Consider the following 19,094-nt stretch of genomic DNA (forward strand, 5'->3'; position numbering starts at 1 on the left):
ATTTTAACGGAAAACCCCCATGCTTATAGCCCCATTTTTTTTGGGGGCATACGCTCCCAGCCCTTAAACACCCATTTTCACTGGCTTAGCCTTGTTTAAAAAGCATAAAGCCTGCACATGAATGCAACAGAATGGCGTACTTTTACTACCTTTTTTCCCCAAAAAATCGTGTAGGGAACATTCATTTTCCCTACACCACCACACGATTTCTGCCCTGCTGCTTAGCCTGATATAAACACTGATCAGAGCGGCTGAGCAGGGCTTCAAGCGAAGGATCATCCACAATGCTGGCAATTCCCACGCTGATCGTAATATTGAGCTCCGGGTGAATTCTCGACCAAATCCATGCATCTACCAGGCTGCGAAGCCGCTCGCCCACCTCTGTTGCAGCAACCCCTTCGTGATTAGGCAGGAGCACCACAAACTCCTCGCCTCCATAGCGCCCTACCAAATCATCCTGCCGGCAGCCCGATTTAAGCAGCGCGGCAATTTGCCTTAACACTTTATCCCCTACCGGATGGCCACAGCCATCATTCACCTTTTTAAAGTGATCCACATCGATCATTAACACAGATAAAGATTGTTGATTCTGCCGCTGCCTTTGAAACAGCTCACTGCCCTGCTCTTCCAAACCACGACGATTTAAAATGCCGGTAAGGCCATCGTAGCTGGCCAGCCGCTCCACCCGCTGTATTTCCTTATGCTGGCTGGCACGCTGGCGGCGCAGATCGGCGTTTTCCAGGCGTGCACTTTCAATCTCTAACTGCATTTTCATGGCTTGCAATTTATGCGGAGAAAGCTGACTTTTTACTGCCTGCTGCCCATGATGAAAACGCTTGAAATAAGCGAGGGCAAGCTTAAAATCACCTTTTAATTCGGCTAAATCTGCCATCAGCAATTCAAATTGAAAAATTAAATTAGCAGCACTTCTTAAAGTGGCATGCAATAAGCCCTGAGCCAAATAAGCTTCAGCAGATTGAACATCACGCCTTGCAAGGCTGATTTTTCCTAAAGCTAAATAATTGGCAGCCATGCCCCATTGGTTTTCAAGCTGCAAATTCAGCTTTAATGCGGCCAGCAAATTACGCCGGGCAATTTGATATTTACCCAGCCCCCACTGCACTTGCCCTATTAAGCACAGCGCTTCGGAAACGTATTCCAGATGACTGGCCTTTTTTGCATAAAACAAACCCTGCTGCAAAAAAGTTAAGGCCTCGTCATACTCCAGCAGGCTTAGATAATCTCCACCCAAATTGATATAAAGCAGTGCGCACAATTGATCATTATTTATTTTAGAAACAAATTCCGCAGCCTGTTTGTGGTGTTCTAATGCAGCAGCAAAATCATCATGTGCATAGTAAATCTGGCCCAGCCCTATTTGAGCCTGAATATAAGCATGATCATCTGATAAATTAAGGGATAAATCCAGACAATATGACCAATACTGCAGGGCCAAATCATATTCGCACTGGCAATAATATGCCGCGGCTATTTCAAGTAAAGAATCAACAATATGTGCATGTAAAGCATGCTCTTCACCCAGCATTAAGCTGTGGCGCATTAAAGCAATGCTTTCTTCAAAAAAAGGATCTCTGGCTAATGCCCGCGCGTGATTTAATAAACCCTGAGCGTAACCCAAATGATACTCAATTTGCACAGCCAGTTTACATGCCTGCTCTGCCAGCCCGAGTGCGCTTTCTTTATTATGCAAACACATCTGTCGGGCGCGAAGATTGATATTATCAATCACATCGTAACTAAGCATGAGAGGCATCAAACTCTTTTTTTGGCTTACCATCAAATTAGAACACTCTAATCGATAATATCAAGAAAAATAAAAATATACGGGCCAAATATAAAATCTTACAAATCTGTATGAAAGATATTTAAATAAATATATTCACTGAATAAGGATTAACCAGGTACAAGCAAGTTCATTTCCATTGATCTTAACTGCGCCGATGCTGATTGCTCTAAAAGTACTGCGCGTAAATTTTTATGCGTGATGTCATGTTTTTCATGCAAGTCCGGCTGATTCATTTTTTGATAGGCTGCCGCAAAGGCTTCATGAATTTCAGCCAATAAATACTGCGATTCCATCGCCTCTGCCAGGATAAATGCACGCTGCAGCTCATCCAGCGCTGCTTCATATTCTGCATTAGCTAAAGAGCAGCGGCCCAGCGCTAATAAATTAGCCGCCTCATTCCAGGTATTAATATGTAAACGGTTAATTTTAAGTGCAACCAGAAAATTCATTCTGGCTCTTTCTATATCGCCACGCGCTAACCGGATCAAACCAAATACACTATAGACTTCTGCCTCCAGCTCATAATTGCCTTCCGCTCTGACCAGAGGCAGCGCTTGCCTGGCAATTGACATTGCATCATCCAGGCGATTTAAACGAAATAAATCAACAGCGATATTGATCAGGCAAATACTTTGGTAATTAGCATCATGTTCGGTTTTAGCTAAATCCTGCGCTATTTTATGATGAATCAGCGCAACTTCAAATTGCTCATGAGCATAATATAGCTGCCCCAATCCTATATGCGCGCACAGCCGCTGAGTTGTTTCGATTGCCTGAGCAGAAAGCTCAAGGCAACGGCACCAGTATCTTGCCGCGCTTTCGTATTCACCCAGAGTATAAGCGTGCCTGCCCATCAATTGCAGCGCCTCGCCACGCCACACTCCCAGCTCATCGGTTTCAGCAATATCCAGAACTTTATCCAGGATATCGATCGCCTCCCGGTGCCGGCCAAAAAGTTGTAAAACGCTGGAATATACAGTCAGTGCTGCGGCCTCACTAAAACGGCAACCCATTTCAACGGCCAAATCTCTGGCCTGCGTCGCAAAAGCAAGTGAATCAACGCTGCGCGAAGAGATTAACTTTTTAGCTTGCTGAATGAGCTGATCAACCGAGGACACAAGCATTGTTTACACCAAGTTGACGAATTTATTACGAGCGTATTTTAACACTTATAAAATACTGAATCTATGCGCAGTGCAGCATGACGCGATCAGCCAAAGGCTTCCCATGAGCATGCGGTTTTACATCGCTGTGATGCACGAAAGCAGGTGCTTTTAGCCGGATACAGGCCGTTTGATAGCAGCCGTATTCATACTCTGCCAGTGTTTTATTTCCGATACGCTGATAGGCCATAGAAAGTAATTGATGAGCGTCCATAACCTGGCTGGCAAAACCCATTTCTGCCGCCAGCTCTTTTGCATTTTTAAAGCAGGAAATCGCTTCATCCATTTGCCCGCAGACTAAGAAAATCCTGCCCTGCAGCAACAATTGCACAACATCCCCCCAGCACCATTCTTTGCAGCTTGCTTTTGCCTGTGCCAGCCTGAGCCTGGCAGCATCCAGGTTATTTGTTTCCAGCGCAATTTTTGCCATATAGATATAAATTTCACCAGTCAATTCCGGCGCACAGGCCTGCTGAGCATAGGGATACGCCATCACTAAGGCGTGCTGGCTTTCATGCCATTGGTTTAATTTAAAAAATGCGGACGCAAGGTTAATCCATGCTCTTGCATGTAAAAGAGGCGGCATTTGCTGGTTTAATAAAGCGATTGCTTGCTGATGCTGTGCCAGAGACAGCTCTATTTCACCATGAGCAAACTGAATCATACCCATACCAATATGAGCATTGATTTTGGCAATTTCAGAAAACGATGCCTGTTTTAAGCAATCAGACCAATATTCAGCCGCTTGAGGATAATCACCCAAAGAGTAATAAATGAGTGCAATTTCTTGCAGCAGAGATTCCATGACTAAGTTTTGACCGCTTATCTCAGACTGCGTTAAGGCCTGAAATAAAAGAGACAGAGACTCGTCAATACGACCAAAAGAAAATAGCAGGCGGGAATAACTGAGCGTAAGGCGAGCCAGCAATTCAACATCCGAAAGCTTACATGCACAAAATAAAATCCAGGCCTCTTCCGCATAAGCCAGTGCAGCGGCTGGATCAAGAGATGCTAAGCGGTCAGATTCGCTTAATAATCTTAATATTTCAGCATGTTGAGGCATATGGAAGTCAGCAGGAAGAGAAGCCTGTGAGAGTATTCTGTTTGATTCTCTGACTCAACAATCTTTAGCAAAAACTGACAAAATCATTAAAAATTAATACACTATTTGCTTGCTAAACAATCAGATCAAGGAATATCTGCGTAAGGCATACGTCGTAATACAATACTTGTTTTACGCATTAACTTACGATCTGATCTATTTTTATCAAAGTAGCGCGGGTTAGTCACCATCGAGGCCAGCTTGGCCGATTGGCTGGCTCCTAAGCGGGCAGCAGATGTTTTGTAGTAATAGCGAGCAGCGGCTTCGGCTCCAAACACGCCATTTCCCCACTCGATTACATTCAGATAAATCTCAAAAATTCGCTGCTTATCTAAAATTGCTTCGAGCATCACCGTGATAATGGCTTCTTCTGCTTTTCGAAACGGGCTGCGGGCGCTGGATAAAAACAAATTTTTAGCCAGCTGCTGGCTGATTGTCGAACCACCAGCCACGATGCGGCCCTTCTTAATATTTTTTTCCCATGCAATCTGCATACCTTCCCAGTCAAACCCTTCATGATCCAGAAATTTAGCGTCTTCACTGGCCACCAGAGCACGCTTCAGATTGGGCGAGATTTGTGCGTAATCCACCCACTGATGGCGTAATACAGCCTCCGGGTTTTCTTTTTGAATTTGGCTGAGTTGCTCCCGCATAAAAGAGGTCGCCGATGGATTAATCCACTTCCATGCTAAAACATGCGCAAAAATCCACAGATTCCACAATAAAAATAAAGCAAAAATGCCGAGCAAAATTCGGCCTGCCCAGCCAGCAATTGAGCGTTGTGCCATTACAATTCCGCCCTCATGCTATTTAATACAGGCAGCACATCAGGACGCAGCCCGGTCCACAAGTAAAAGGCCTCTGCCGCCTGCCCCACCAGCATGCCTAAGCCATCCACGCATTGCGCGGCGCCGGCCAGACGGGCATCGGCCAGAAATGGGGTCTCTCCCTTGCCATACATCATGTCATAAGCCAAAGCACCATCAGCAAACATGCCTGCAGGCAAGGCCAGAGCCTGCCCGGATAAGCTGGCCGAAGTTGCGTTGATAAGCACATCAAATACGCCCTCAATTGCAGCAAATGCAGAGGCATGAATTTGCAGCGCCCCGCCCGTAAAACGCTGCGCCAGGGCATTTGCCCGCTCAGGCGTGCGATTAGCAATACTCAGGCTGGCAGGCTGCTCAGCCAATAATGGCTGCAATACCCCCGCGGCGGCTCCGCCTGCGCCCAGCACCAAAATCCGCTTTCCCTTTAAGGGCCCGTATCTGAGTAAATCACTGACTAAACCTGCACCATCCGTGTTATCACCCAGCCAGCTGCCATCGGGATTAACTTTCAGCGTATTCACAGCGCCCGCTGCGGCTGCGCGCTCAGTCAGCGCGGTGCACATGTGAAATGCTTCTTCTTTAAATGGCACCGTAATATTTGCGCCGTGCACGCCGGACGCAGCGAAATCGGCTACAGCCGCAACAAAACCATCAAGTGGCACGAGGCAGCGCTCGTAAGTAAAATTTTCTAAACCAAACTGAGCGGCAAAAGCGAGATGAATCTGCGGCGATTTGCTGTGTGCAATTGGATTACCCAACACAAGATATTTCATAAAGCGTCCATATAAAGCCAGTTGGCATCAATCCGGATAACGGATGCAAAAAGGCTCTGATCTATTCAAATATTCACTTTTACACGCAGAAAGAAACAGCACTCAGGTAAGCGGCCGTTTAATTTGCTTGAAACAGAGCTTCATCTGCATAACTGTTTAGCCCTGAGTCCAGGCCAATCCGGCCGCTTTCCAGCCATTCACCTGGCCACGCTGCCCCGCAGCATTTTTATCCCCTTCAAAACCTTCCAGAATATTGAACGCATTGCTATAGCCGTTCGCCGCAGCAAGCGCAGCAGCATCGTGCGAGCGTGCACCAGTGCGGCAAAGAAACATCACCACCGCCTGCGGATCAACCGTTGCTTGCAAAGCAGTCAGAAAACCAGGGTTAAGCTCCATTTTTGGGTATTGCTTCCACTCATTCATTTCAGAATCAGGCACAAAGCCTACAAACTGCCACTCTGCGTGGGTACGAACATCCACAAGTTTTGCAGCAGGATGCGCAGCCAATAAGGCAGCAGCTTCAGCAGGAGTCAGCGCACCCTGGTAAGGTAAATTTGATGCGACGGCACGTTCATGGGCTTGTTGCAAAATAGTATCGACAGCGCTCATTACACTTTCTCCTGTTGAAAAGACACAAGCCGCATATTTTACCCTCAGCCGCGACCTCTGTTAGATAAGTTTGTTTTAGCTGAAAGGAAACTAAGCCAATAAGCGTTAGTCGGATTACAATCTATGCGGTTTTAAAAAAAACTTCATATCAGCATATAGATTTCTGCAGGCATCAAAACCTAAGATAAGATCGGCACGAAACAGTGCTGGCATCGCACCAAAAAAGCACGCAAGATACGTTTTACTCACCATAATGGTGCATAAGTAGTTCCCCTGGGTCGCCGCTTAGCATTTATGGCACAATGGATTCAAACGTTTTAAAAATTGGCATAGTTATTGCTAAATGAACTTCGTATACCGGCAACACCGGCGCCCGATCACTTTTACCCTCGCAACAATTTTGGAGAATCCCAAGATGGCAGTAGCCGACGTTCTCAACCTTATTCAGGAAAACGGCATCAAGTTTGTTGACCTGCGTTTCACCGACACCATGGGCAAAGAGCAGCACGTTACTGTTCCTTCGCACGTTGTTGACGAAGAATGGTTCACAACTGGCCATGCTTTTGACGGCTCTTCGATTGCGGGCTGGAAAGGCATTCAGGCATCTGACATGCTGCTGATGCCAGATGCATCCACTGCCAATGTGGATCCTTTCTACGACGAACCTACCGTATTTATGACTTGTGATGTGGTAGAGCCAGATACAGGTAAGGGCTACGATCGTGACCCACGCTCGGTTGCTAAGCGTGCAGAGCAGTACCTGAAAGCCACAGGCTTGGGTGACACTGCTTACTTTGGTCCGGAACCAGAATTCTTTATTTTTGACGGCATCCGTTTTGGCTCCGATTTATCCGGCTGCTTCTACAAAATTGAATCCGACGAAGGCGCCTGGGCAACAGCAAATAAAGTAGAAGGCGGTAATAAAGGCCACCGTCCACGTCTGAAGGGCGGCTACTTCCCAGTGCCTCCTGTTGACAGCCACCAGGATATCCGCGCCACCATGGTACTGATTCTGGAAGAGCTGGGTGTACCGGTTGAAGTGTTCCACCACGAAGTGGCCAATGCGGGCCAGAACGAAATTGGTACTAAATTCAGCACACTGGTACAACGCGCAGACTGGACTCAGATCCTGAAATACGTGGTGCACAACGTTGCTGACCAATACGGCAAGACTGCAACGTTTATGCCTAAGCCTATCGTTGGCGATAACGGCAGCGGTATGCACGTTCACCAATCAGTTTGGAAAGACGGCAAAAACCTGTTTGCAGGTAATGCCTACGCTGGCCTCTCCGAATTCGCCCTGTTCTACATCGGCGGTATCATCAAGCACGCTAAAGCTTTGAATGCGATTACCAACCCAGGTACTAACAGCTACAAGCGTCTGGTTCCGCATTATGAAGCGCCGGTTAAACTGGCTTACTCCGCACGCAACCGCTCTGCTTCGATCCGTATTCCACACGTATCGTCAGATAAAGGCCGTCGTATTGAAGCGCGCTTCCCGGATCCATTGGCTAACCCATACCTGTGCTTCTCTGCACTGTTGATGGCGGGCCTCGATGGCGTGCAAAACAAGATTCACCCAGGCGATCCTGCAGACAAAAATCTGTATGACCTGCCACCAGAAGAAGACAAGCTGATCCCTACAGTTTGTGCATCTCTGGATGAAGCACTGGACGCGCTGGATAAAGACCGTGAGTTCCTGACTCGTGGCGGCGTATTCAGCAATGAATGGATCGACAGCTATATCGAACTGAAGATGCAGGAAGTAAACCGCATCCGCATGAGCACTCACCCCGTTGAGTTCGATATGTACTACAGCCTGTAATCATTTGATTCGCTGTAAAAAGCCCGCACGGATTGACTCGTGCGGGCTTTTTTTTAGACGCCATGGCTAAACTGAGACTTCTTACCCTCCAATCACCTTATTCCGCCCGCTGGCCTTCGCCAGATACAAACGCTCATCTGCTAATTTTAAAATATCCTCAGGGCAAGCAAGCTGCTCGCCACTCACCGTTGCAACACCGATACTGACGGTAATCACTCCTGCCACAGAGGATTTTTCGTGAGGAAAAGCGAGCAGCTCGATATCGTGCCGCAGCTTCTCTGCCACAGCCACTGCACCAATATGATCGGTGTCGGGCATGATCACTACAAACTCTTCACCGCCATAGCGGGCCCCCATATCCCCGCCTCTGCCTAATCCATAGCGTAATACTGAAGCTACCCCTTGCAGCGCTTTGTCCCCCATTGCATGGCCGTAGTGATCGTTGTATTGCTTAAAAAAATCAACATCAAGCAAAGCAATGGATAAAGAACAAGCAGCACGGGCGCAGCGGCGGCATTCATAAATAAAGGTTTGATCAAACTGCCGGCGATTGGGAATTTCTGTCAGCGCATCAATATTTGCCAGCGACTCCAGCAGGCGATGCTGACGTGCTAATCGTAAATGCAACGCCACTCTGGCACGCACCACAGTGGCGTGAAAAGGCTTGGTAATATAATCCGAAGCCCCCATTTCCAGCCCGCGTGCCTCGTCTTCAGGCCGGTCCAGGCCGGTAATAAAAATGACGGCGATGCCCATCGTGGCGGGATTTGCTTTTAAACGCTGCAATACTTCATAGCCGTCCATATCCGGCATCATCACATCCAGCAAGATCAGATCAGGAATATGTTGAATTGCTTTTTCCAGCCCCTGCTCACCGCTTTTTGCCATAATCACCATATGCTCGTTTTTGAGCAGCTCACCAAGCACCTTGCGATTAATGGGCGCATCATCAACGATTAATATTTTTTGCGGTGCGGTTTCACTCATAAATCCTCACTCAATTTATTATTTTCAAGATTTCCGGTCGTTGCAAAACGAATTGATTTAGTTCATTCAGTGCGTCCGCGTATTCCAAATCAACAATAGCCTGATAAATCACGTCTAACATAGCTTTAATCTCCAGATCACTATTATGAGCAAGCAAACCCTGCTGCAAGCGATGAAACGCATCTTCGGCATTCACATCATCAGCCTGCAGGTAAGCACGCAATTGATTGATTAAATCCGGAATTTGCACGGTGCAGAGCGAAGCATCCAAATCATCATACTCAGCATGCAGAGATAAGCCGTCCAGTAAATGATGCAAGGCCGTAATTAAATGAGGAAGCTGCGCCAGTGCGGCTTCCGAACTCCCCATCCGAAATGCATCTTCAATCAGGGCGGCTGTGGCACTGATGTTTTCTGCCCCCAGATAAGCGGAAGTAGATTTCACGCCATGAGCCAGCTGTTGCAGCTGATCCGGATTTACAGCAGAAAATGCGGCCTCCAGGCTGATGAGTAATTGGGCAGCATCCTTACGAAATAACTCAATTATTTTAGACAGGCGTAATACATCGCCAGCCGATCTTGCCAGCGCCACCTGCCAGTCCACGCCTGCAATCACAGGCAAAGCAGCTACATAATCATTCTTATTTTTTATGGATTGCAAAGATGCACTGCCCCCTTGATCCGGTAATAATCCGGCCGGTGATGCCCGGCCAGCCAGGCTTGCCGGCTTAATCCAGCGCAGCAATATATCGATTAAACCATCAGGATCAATGGGCTTGGTGATGTGATCATTCATCCCCGCTTGCAGGCTAAGCTGGCGATCACCGCTCATGGCATGCGCCGTCATAGCAATAATGGGCAACTCCTTTACCCCCAGAGCACGAATTTGCTGTGCCGCATTTAGCCCGTCTAATTCAGGCATCTGGATATCCATCAGCACTAAATCATAATGACCTGTGCTCACTTTACGAATCGCCTCATAGCCATTCACGGCAATATCAATCGTAACGGGCACATCGGCCAGAATACCCAGCGCTACTTCCCGGTTAATCTCATTGTCTTCGACTAATAAAATTCGGGCCCCCTTTAATTGCAATACCGCATTCGCCATCTCAAGTGCAAAAACGTGCTCTGGCGGGATCTGAGCAGGTAATCCGCCATAAAGTGCCTCGTTTATACAATTAAAAAGTTGTGATGCATTAATCGGCTTAGTTAAAAAACCATCAATATTTAAGCCGTCTGATTGTTGTTTTAAATCGTCTTTAGAGTAGGCCGTTACCATCAGAATAGCGGGTATTTTGGGCTGATCCGATTGCTGACGGATTCGCCGTGCCGTTTCAATTCCATCCATATCGGCCATATGCCAATCCATCAGCACCAGATCAAATGGCCGGCCATTTTTTTTACCCTGCTCCAGCACTGAGAGCGCAGCGGCTCCCGAATCAACCGCCTGAAATTGCACCCCAAACGATAACAACATATCCCCCAGTAATTCGCGGGAGGCCGCATTATCATCCACCACCAATAAATTTAATTTTTCTAAGTTATCTGCCGAATACGTCATTTTGTCCGGGAAATCATCACAAATACCCAGCTCAATACAAAAATCAAAACAGCTGCCTTTCCCCGCTTCACTGCGAACCGAAATATGCCCGCCCATTAATTCAAGCAACTGCCGCACAATCGACAACCCAAGACCTGTACCTCCATATTTACGGGTAATCGATCCATCTGCCTGCGTAAAGGCCTGGAATAATCCATCCAGCTGCTCAGGGCTCATGCCAATACCTGTGTCGCTTACAGAAAAATGCAGCAGCACGCGATCCGGCTTCATTTCTTTCACCATCACAGCAATCATAATTTCACCCTGAGCGGTGAATTTCGCTGCATTACCAGCCAGATTAATCAGAACCTGCCCCAGCCGCAGCGGATCACCCATTAAATAACGGGGCACATCTGCGCCAACGCGCAAAATCACTTCAATGCCTTTATTTTCTGTTTTATGGGCAATCAGACTGGATGCGTTTTCTAAAACGGTTTCAAGGCTAAATGGCACCGTTTCCAGGCTTAATTTACCCGCTTCAATTTTTGAAAAATCGAGAATATCGTTGATTAACCCGAGTAAGTTCTCACCTGCAGTGAGTGCTTTTTCAACGTAATTACGTTGCTGGGCATTCAGCACCGTACGCAGTGCCAGCCGGCTCATCCCGATAATGGCATTCAGAGGGGTACGAATTTCATGGCTCATTCTGGCTAAAAAATCACCTTTGGCACGGCTTGCTTCTTCTGCCTGCTCCACGGCTCTTTTTTGTGCCGCAGCCAGCTCGCGCCGCGCCGTGATATCAGTCAGCACCACAACATCACCGCCGCCGGGTATACAGTTTCTGCCCAGCTGCAACCAGCGGTCACCCAGACGAATTTCAATACTTCCCAGCCCGCCCCCCAGCCAGTCTACTTTTCTGATCGTCCAATCCGGGCTGCAATGATGCACTTCAGAAATCTTTTGCATCATGCCCTCCAGATCAAGCCCCAAAAGCTCATCCTGAGGAATCTCAACCAGCCGGGCAAATGCTTCATTCACCATAATCAGCTGCTGCCGGGCATCAAAGCCCACAAAACCACTGGACATCGACTGCACCGCCGCATTAAGCCTGGCCTGAGCATCACGTAAATCTTGTTGTGTGGCATTAAGCTGAATTGCATTACGGCGAAAAACCGCCAGAGCAGCGGCCATGGCTCCTACTTCATCCTTGCGCTCAAGACCAATCACCTCCAGAGAGGAGCTGCCTTCTGCCAGTTGCTTCATGACTTGCGTCATATCCAAAATAGGGCGGGCAATCAGGCGGGCTAATAATACAGAAATAATGATGGATCCAAGGCTCACAAGAACAACAATGGACCATGCCAGTGCACGGGCATGCTCCGCCTCTGCCAGCACCTGCGAGATATGATGATTGGCCAGCAGCTCTGCATTCTTTACATGGCGATTTAACTTTTCGCGGATCAAAGCATAATGGCCGGTCACATCTTCTGCCGCGAGGCCCCCTGCTGCGATATCAATACTGACTAAACTGGCACTGCGCTCAGCATCATCTAAAAAATGCTCAATACTTGTAATCAATTGAGCATCCAGCTTGTATTGCTTCAGATGCTGGGTATCTTTTTTTAAGTTTTCAATCTGAGTCAGTAAATTCGACCTTAACCGGGCAACAGACGTTTTATCAAAAAAATTGGTTTCCCAAACCACCAGTCTTTGTAAATCAATTTGAATATGGGATAACTCCAGCGCAAAGCGATTGATCGCCGCAATACTTGGCAATGTTTCCTGGCCAAGCCAGCGCGCAGCCTGGCGCGCACTTTCACCCTGGCCAAGCCCCACCACGGTCACAATGAGCAGAGCCACAGTAAAAATAAAAGGCAGCAGCATAAATTTCATGGTTAAGGGGAAATTAACCAATGCCTGCATCAATTTACGCAGCAAAACCTTCATCGTGCGACACCTCTGAAGCGATAACAACGCACATGGGCCTTGCCCCAACAGAGCCTCTAGCGGGGTAAGTTGCCGATTATTCCCTCAGCCAGCCAATACATTTTTTCCAGCTCCTGTGCTGTGCTTGCAAATTTCTGTCCGGCGGTAATCTGCAGTTTGCCGGTGTTATCTTTTACCGGCCCGGAAAAAACAAACATTTTTCCGCTTTTAATCATTTCACGCACCCGGTCAGCCTCCGTCCGGACAGCCACAGGAACAAGCGGGCCATAGGGGGTGTTGCGCAGCAAACCACCGGCAAAGCCCGCCCTTACAGCACGTGGCCAGTCTTTTCTAGACCTGATTCTTTTTACGTAATCCGGGTAAAGATGAGTCCAGTCAAACTCTGCACCCGTCAGCAAAAATTTCGGGGCCATGGAGCTCTGATCAAAATGGTAGCCACAAAAATGAATGCCCTGCGCTTCGCACAGCGCAGCCAGTTTCATTGGCGAATCAATATGGCAGGAAATAACATCCACTTTTTTGTCAGCTAATACCTTAAATGCCGTCATTTCTTTTTGGGGATTACTCCAGTCACCCGTAAACTGCAAAACCATTTCTGCCTGCGGATTAGCCCGCCGCGCGCCCAGCATAAAAGCATTAATATTGCGTAATACCTGCGGGATAGGCTTGGCGGCAATAAAACCCATGCGGCCACTTGCACTCATCAGCCCGGCCACAAGGCCACTGATAAATTGAGCCTCGTCGGTATACGCAAAATAGGTACCCACATTTTCTGGATAGATGCCTTGCCGGTATACGGCGCCCGCATGTAAAAACACGACATCAGGATATTGCCGGGCGGCCTCCAGTACATAGGGATTGAAATAACCATACGAGGTGGCAAAAATAATGCGGCAATTTTTTTGCCCGGCCAGTATCTTAATCGCCGCCGATGTCTCTTTACCTTCGGGAACAGAATAAAGCTCGTGGATTTCCACATCACTCAGTGCTGCCACAGCGTGAGCGCCCGCGGCATGAGCCTGGTTGTAGCCCAAATCATTTGCTGCGCCCAGATAAATAAAGCCCACTGCAAATTTGCCTTCGCCTCCCGCAGCCCATGCAGCAGGCCCCAGCCCGCTTAAAACACCCAAACCAGCCAAAGCCGCCAGAACTTTGCGCCTGCTGGCCTGATCGACACGATTCATGCAGCCTCTCCAGGCAAAAGAAACATCGTTACAAAGATGCTGCCCACTTCAGCTTAGTTTTTTAAGCTGCACTCTGCCGCAGCAATCATCAAACTGAGCCAGTGACTGGGCTAATTAAGCCTGCCCTTCATTATTCCGCTGAAAATATGGCGCATGAATCAGGCTGGAAACGGCCGTGCGCAACATTCGCTCACAATCGGGCAAAGCCGCCTGAGGGCGGTCCGGGTAAAAATCCTGCAGCATGTCGTAAGTGCCGTCGAAAACCGTATGCAAATACAGATTACTCAAACGTAAATCGAGGGTATCAGGCAGCTCTTTATTTTGCACCGCGCGGCGCAAAAGACGCAGGCTGTAATGCATCGCTAATTTTGTAATCAAATCCCTGTGCCTGATCAGCGCAATATTTTCCGGGCTGCGCTCGCATTTAAAATACAAAATAGCAATCACAGACTGAGCCGTTCCCGGCTGGCAAAAAAGGTTTAAATAATAAAGCCCGGTTTGTACCAGTGCTTCCATTGCGCTGCTGCCGGTAGGGATAAAGTGCATCGCTTCAAGCGCAAACATACGCTCGCTCATGGCCTTGCATACATCGATTTTATTAGGGTAATGGCCATAAACCGCCCCACGGGATACACCCGCAGCATCGGCAATATCGGCCATCGTGGCTTGTGCCACGCCTTTATCTAAAAATACCTGCTCCGCCCCATTCAGGATGGCATCACGCGTTTTTTGCGCGTCTTCTTTGGTTTTTCTTGCCATGACGATCCTTTTTAGTTCCCGGAATTATTACATAGCATTAATTAATCGTGCGTGACTGATTAAATGTTAATCTAGCCAGCTCTTTAATCCTGTGGCCACGGTGCTGCAAGTGAGCTTTTATGAATCAACAAAACGTACAGGACCTGAATACTCTTCCAGTTAAAACCCTCTTCTGGCGTTATGTCATTCCCTCTATTGCAGGCATGCTGGTAATCGGTCTCTATACCGTAGTCGATGGCATCTTCGTGGGGCGCTATGTAGGTGCTCATGCGCTGGCAGCGATTAATCTGGCCTATCCGCTTATTTTGCTGCAAGTGGGTTTGGGGGCGATGATCAGCATGGGGGCCGCTACACGAATCTCTATCTTGCAAGGCGCGGGCCGCAATCAGGAAGCAAAGCAGGCGCTCGCCAACACCGTGCTGATTATCGCTGCTCTGGGTATTCTTTTGCCCATTATTGGCATCAGCCAGCTGGATCATTTACTGGCATTACTCAATGCAGACAATGACCCGGCCGTGCTGCAGGAGGCACGCTCGTATTTGTCTTTAATGCTGTGGGGCGGGCTGGTGACCATCGGCCAGATGGCAGTCATCTATTTAGTCAGAAATGATGGTCGGCCGCAGTTTATTACCTGGCTGGTGGTGATTGGCGGCTTTAGTAATATGGCGCTGAATTACTTATTTGTGGTGGTTCTGGGATGGGGGCTGGCAGGCTCGGCAGGGGCCACCTTATTGGTTGAAACAATCATCACTCTGGCAGGGCTGATCTATTTCTTCAGCCCCTTTGCACGATTACGCATGACACTAAAAGAGCTGCGCCCGCACTGGCAAAGCATGCCTTCGATGCTGGGCCTCGGGATATCCAGCCTGCTGATGGAGGCTAATTTAGCTTTTCTGCTCTTTGCCCATAATTACCAGCTGCTGGAATATGGCCAGGGCGGTGATGTCGCCGCATATGCAGTTGCAGGTTATACCGAAGCCGTGTTTATCCTGCTGATACACGGGCTGGCGCTGGGCATGCAGCCACTCTTAAGCCACGCAACAGGCGCAAAACATGCACAAAGACTGGCGCAAACTTTATCTTATGGTTTACAAGTCAGCCTGGCCATCAGCCTTACATTACTGGCCATCGTGCAGTTTTTTCCGCAAACCATTGCTACGCTTTACGCAGGCCAGGATCAGGCACTCATCGAGTCAGCAACGCGCGCCCTGCAATTGCACTTATTTGCGCTGCCCTTTGATGGCGCAATTATTGTGGGGGTAATCGCTTTACAAGCCATGGCACTCACCCGCTTATCCATGCTGGGAACCTTAGGCAAAACGCTGCTCCTGATACCGGCACTCTGGCTTATGCCGCAATGGTGGGGCGTTAATGGCGTGTATATTGCACTACCATTAGTCAATATGCTGATTGGCATGGTGATTGCTAGCGTATTATGGCGCGAATTAAGCCGCCTTAAGCACGGCCATCAATCAACCGTATACTCCGTTATCTGAGCGGCAGAGCAGCAACCCTTGCAATAAGCAGTTGATATTGCAAGGGTTGCTGCCGTTTTTCGTTTAAAATACAGGCAGATGGCACCTGGCCCCGGCAAGGTGCAGCGATTACCTGCCCCTATCTGCGCTTTAGGAAAGAAAGCCCACATGTCTGTTATTCAAGATCATTATGCAAAATTAGGCGTTTCACCCACAGCCAGTATCGATTTAATTAAATCCGCATACCGCAAAAATGCAGCCCGCTACCACCCGGATAAAAACCCGGACCCCGCTGCGGTTGCACAATTCAGAGCCATTCAACAAGCATATGAAGTGCTGGCCGATGCAACACGCCGCCAGGCTTACGACGATTACCGGCAGCGCAGCCTGATTGACAATCCGCTGGAGATTGCCCAAGAGATTGCCGAAAAATATATTAAAGGAATTACCCAGTGAGCATTTCCCCATACTTTGCTGATCTTTACGCCAATTACGAAGCCGAGTTAGAAGATTTATCCAGCGATTCCGAAGGAAAATCCGCCCTTAAAAAACGGCTCAATGAAAAACGTCAGGAAATTGAACATATCCTGCCGATGATTGAATTTGCACCAGAAATGGTTGCAGTAATTTTTCATAATGCTTTCAGCTTTAATAACCCCAAAGCCATGCAAAGTATTATTTTCAGTGAACCCGAAGGCTATGGCGATGACTTTATTTCATGGGATGAGCTAAGCAGCCACTTAAGCATTGCCAGTTGGGCAAATCAATTAATTGATGCCACTTTAAATACAGAGGGTGGTGATCAGTTTATGGTCATAGCCGCTGCATTAGAGTTTATGCGCAGCATTGGCACGCACACTCATTATGTACAGGAAGAAGTAAGCGGGCACGAAGAAGAAGATGATGACGAAGACGGAGCGCTGCAATTAGATGAATCAGGTTCAGACTGGCTGAGTGAGCAAGGCTTTGAATCAACAGAAGCTGAAAACAATTAAGTAAATACACCGGCTTGTTCTAAGCTCAATAAGGCTTAGTCATTTACCCGATTAAAGATAAAGGATTTCGCATGCATCCAGCAATTATTAATGCATCAAAATTAATTCTGACCGGAGATATCAGCGGTGCAGAAAAAGCGCTGTCGGATATTGCCGATCAGCAGGGCGATTATGCGCTGGCTGAAATTTTAGAAGATGTACCTGCCAAAGATTTATTAGCCATTATGCGTGAATACGATTCATCTAAAGAATCGGTACTCAGCCTGCTGGTCACGCCTGAGCAATTTGCCCGGGCCATTGTTTTAGATTCGCAATATGGCGACCGCACAAAAGATAAACTGCGCGCCATGGTTAATGTGGTTATTTATAAGCATTCAGATTCTGCAGAAGAATATTTAGAAGCCATTTATGAAAACAAACCAGCCGGGATAGAAACCCTTGCTGATTACTTTCATGATTTTCACGAAGATGTCTTTAATTTTGTACTGCACGCCAGCAATACCAGCGCGACACTTCCTTTTATGAGTGATGATGGCAGCAGCAGCACGGATGAAATCAAAGAATTTTTTGAAGTCTTTCATTCGGCAGAACACATCATTGATAAATTAAAATGGAATGTCTCCCGCGCAGAAATTGCAGACAGCGACTGGAAAGAAACCATTTGGGTGCTGTTTCACGAGCTGCCCGATGCATTTGATCACCTGATTCTTGAGCTGCAAGGCCGGGTACTGGCCAAATATCTGAAAGCTGAAAACAAAGCACCAAGCAACGCCATGATTGAAGATCTGCTCAAAATGATTGATCTTGAAAGCGATGCTGAAGAATCTGCAATTTAAAGGGAAAGTATGAGTACAGCCTCTACCGCATTATCCACCATTGACAGCCGCAGATTTTTTGATAAGGCCCTCAGCTATGGCATTACTGAGGGCCTTATTTCAGCAGAAAAATTAATACAGATTCAAACTGATTTAGCCAAAGGTATGGTGCAGATTGCCAATTATTTTGGTACAGCCTATCTGCGCCCGGATATTGAATTATCACTGATCCGGATGGTGAATTTAATCAGCCTCTATCTTGAAGAAATATCCAAAGGTGATCTGCGGCTTGCCGCGCTGTCTTTAAGCAAAAACACCCTGCTGTCACATTCTAAAGCGGGTGCGGATATGCTCAGAAAACTGCACGCCATGCCGCAGGATACTTTACTGGTAAGCAAATCAGGCGAAGAGGCAATCAGCTATCTGAATCAGCAAACGGCACAAGAGCGTATTTCATTTGCTAAATATCTGGAAGAATTAAAACAAAAACAGCAGTACCAGCAAAAAATTGATCTTGGGTTTTGGCTGGCAAAAAAATTATCGCTGGCCGCTAATGAGTTTTGCGATGCAGAATCGCTGATTCAAACAACCATGCTGATCTTATTTAATAAAGATGCAAAATTAAAACTTCCCAGCCGGGCAGAGCTGGATAAGCTGATTAAAACAGCCAAAAAATCAGGGCTGGATACAGAACGATTTAATCAGTTTTTTTCTGCCGCGCCTGCCCAAATACAAAACACAGCGCAGTCAGAAATGGCCGGATTTATTGCCTTTGAGCTTCCTAAAATCAAGGCGGCTCAATTTATGCCGGAAACCTGCTATTTCCTTGATGCCGATATCAGCGAAATCAGCAATCACGATCATCAGCTGGCCCAAAACTGGCGCAAGTTAAGCCATGATAATGATGAACAATCCATGGCAACGCTATTTTTATTAGCCGCAACAGAGCTGCCTTTAAAATCTTCCCTGCTTAAAAGAGAAGCAAAAGAGCTGATTAGCAAATACAGAGAATCCGGTTTTAATGCTGAAGCCATCAGGCAATTTATTGAACATATTATCCCTGTGGCTTATCAGGAAGAGCTCACCAGATATTGGAATAGCGAGTTGAAAAACACAGCAAGTTACGAGCTGGCTAATGATGATCCCGAACGCCCGGATTTTTATATGGAAAGAGCGCTCAAATACTTGCAATCAATTTGTAATGCAAGCTGGAAAGGAAGGAATTAACGCTGATTCGCCCGGCAGTGTGTCCTTGCAGGCAGCCCTGTTATTTTCTTGCCAAA

General features: G+C 47.5%; 16 protein-coding genes. 6 read left to right on the forward strand and 10 right to left on the reverse strand.

Annotation, left to right across the window (positions count from 1 at the left end; genetic code table 11):
- Window positions 1-190: 190 nt before the first annotated feature.
- The 6 genes from HA050_RS06640 to HA050_RS06665 all read right to left on the reverse strand — a co-directional run bounded on the left by HA050_RS06640 (window position 191) and on the right by HA050_RS06665 (window position 6,281).
- Window positions 191-1,774: a tetratricopeptide repeat-containing diguanylate cyclase gene (locus tag HA050_RS06640; protein ID WP_166823720.1), complete on the reverse strand. Its 1,584-nt coding sequence runs from the start codon at window positions 1,772-1,774 to the stop codon at window positions 191-193.
- Between the two features lie 140 nt (window positions 1,775-1,914).
- Entirely contained in the window at window positions 1,915-2,931 is a 1,017-nt protein-coding gene (locus HA050_RS06645; RefSeq protein WP_166823722.1) for a tetratricopeptide repeat protein, read from the reverse strand.
- 61 nt (window positions 2,932-2,992) lie between these two features.
- Complete coding sequence (locus HA050_RS06650) at window positions 2,993-4,033, reverse strand: tetratricopeptide repeat protein (RefSeq protein ID WP_166823725.1); 1,041 nt, start codon at window positions 4,031-4,033, stop codon at window positions 2,993-2,995.
- 125 nt (window positions 4,034-4,158) lie between these two features.
- Window positions 4,159-4,860 (reverse strand): monofunctional biosynthetic peptidoglycan transglycosylase, encoded by a 702-nt coding sequence (gene mtgA / locus HA050_RS06655; protein ID WP_166823729.1) that lies wholly within the window; start codon window positions 4,858-4,860, stop codon window positions 4,159-4,161.
- On the reverse strand, window positions 4,860-5,672 hold the full coding sequence (gene aroE / locus HA050_RS06660) for a shikimate dehydrogenase (protein WP_166823732.1): 813 nt from the start codon (window positions 5,670-5,672) through the stop codon (window positions 4,860-4,862). The genes mtgA and aroE overlap by 1 nt, the downstream gene beginning before the upstream one ends.
- A gap of 156 nt (window positions 5,673-5,828) precedes the next feature.
- The gene (locus tag HA050_RS06665; RefSeq protein WP_166823735.1) at window positions 5,829-6,281 is read right to left on the reverse strand and encodes a rhodanese-like domain-containing protein; all 453 of its coding nucleotides are present in this window, start codon (window positions 6,279-6,281) and stop codon (window positions 5,829-5,831) included.
- A gap of 415 nt (window positions 6,282-6,696) precedes the next feature.
- On the opposite strand from HA050_RS06665, the gene glnA reads away from it, so the two are divergent.
- Window positions 6,697-8,106 carry a type I glutamate--ammonia ligase gene (gene glnA / locus HA050_RS06670; RefSeq protein WP_099396879.1) on the forward strand — a complete coding sequence of 470 codons (1,410 nt, stop codon included), beginning with the start codon at window positions 6,697-6,699 and terminating at the stop codon, window positions 8,104-8,106.
- 81 nt (window positions 8,107-8,187) lie between these two features.
- On the opposite strand, the gene HA050_RS06675 is transcribed toward glnA, so the two are convergent.
- From HA050_RS06675 to HA050_RS06690, 4 genes are all read right to left on the reverse strand, one after another.
- A complete protein-coding gene (locus HA050_RS06675; protein ID WP_166823738.1) occupies window positions 8,188-9,093 on the reverse strand; it encodes a diguanylate cyclase in 906 nt (301 codons plus the stop codon).
- A gap of 10 nt (window positions 9,094-9,103) precedes the next feature.
- The gene (locus HA050_RS06680; protein WP_166823741.1) at window positions 9,104-12,583 is read right to left on the reverse strand and encodes a hybrid sensor histidine kinase/response regulator; all 3,480 of its coding nucleotides are present in this window, start codon (window positions 12,581-12,583) and stop codon (window positions 9,104-9,106) included.
- 56 nt (window positions 12,584-12,639) lie between these two features.
- Window positions 12,640-13,767 carry a BMP family ABC transporter substrate-binding protein gene (locus HA050_RS06685; protein WP_166823744.1) on the reverse strand — a complete coding sequence of 376 codons (1,128 nt, stop codon included), beginning with the start codon at window positions 13,765-13,767 and terminating at the stop codon, window positions 12,640-12,642.
- 114 nt (window positions 13,768-13,881) lie between these two features.
- Window positions 13,882-14,526, reverse strand: a complete 645-nt coding sequence (locus HA050_RS06690; protein ID WP_166823747.1) for a TetR family transcriptional regulator — start codon at window positions 14,524-14,526, stop codon at window positions 13,882-13,884.
- A gap of 119 nt (window positions 14,527-14,645) precedes the next feature.
- Between HA050_RS06690 and HA050_RS06695 the strand changes: the two genes are divergently transcribed.
- From HA050_RS06695 to HA050_RS06715, 5 genes are all read left to right on the forward strand, one after another.
- Entirely contained in the window at window positions 14,646-16,022 is a 1,377-nt protein-coding gene (locus tag HA050_RS06695) for an MATE family efflux transporter (protein WP_166823750.1), read from the forward strand.
- A 147-nt stretch (window positions 16,023-16,169) separates the two neighbouring features.
- Entirely contained in the window at window positions 16,170-16,457 is a 288-nt protein-coding gene (locus tag HA050_RS06700; protein ID WP_205836330.1) for a DnaJ domain-containing protein, read from the forward strand.
- Window positions 16,454-16,996, forward strand: a complete 543-nt coding sequence (locus tag HA050_RS06705; protein WP_166823753.1) for a hypothetical protein — start codon at window positions 16,454-16,456, stop codon at window positions 16,994-16,996. Before HA050_RS06700 ends, HA050_RS06705 begins: the two co-directional genes overlap by 4 nt.
- 71 nt (window positions 16,997-17,067) lie before the next feature.
- On the forward strand, window positions 17,068-17,832 hold the full coding sequence (locus tag HA050_RS06710) for a hypothetical protein (protein ID WP_166823756.1): 765 nt from the start codon (window positions 17,068-17,070) through the stop codon (window positions 17,830-17,832).
- A 9-nt stretch (window positions 17,833-17,841) separates the two neighbouring features.
- Window positions 17,842-19,038 carry a hypothetical protein gene (locus tag HA050_RS06715; protein WP_166823759.1) on the forward strand — a complete coding sequence of 399 codons (1,197 nt, stop codon included), beginning with the start codon at window positions 17,842-17,844 and terminating at the stop codon, window positions 19,036-19,038.
- The last annotated feature ends 56 nt before the right edge of the window (window positions 19,039-19,094 follow it).

It is taken from the genome of Iodobacter violaceini, assembly GCF_011601265.1.
Classification (GTDB): domain Bacteria; phylum Pseudomonadota; class Gammaproteobacteria; order Burkholderiales; family Chitinibacteraceae; genus Iodobacter; species Iodobacter violaceini.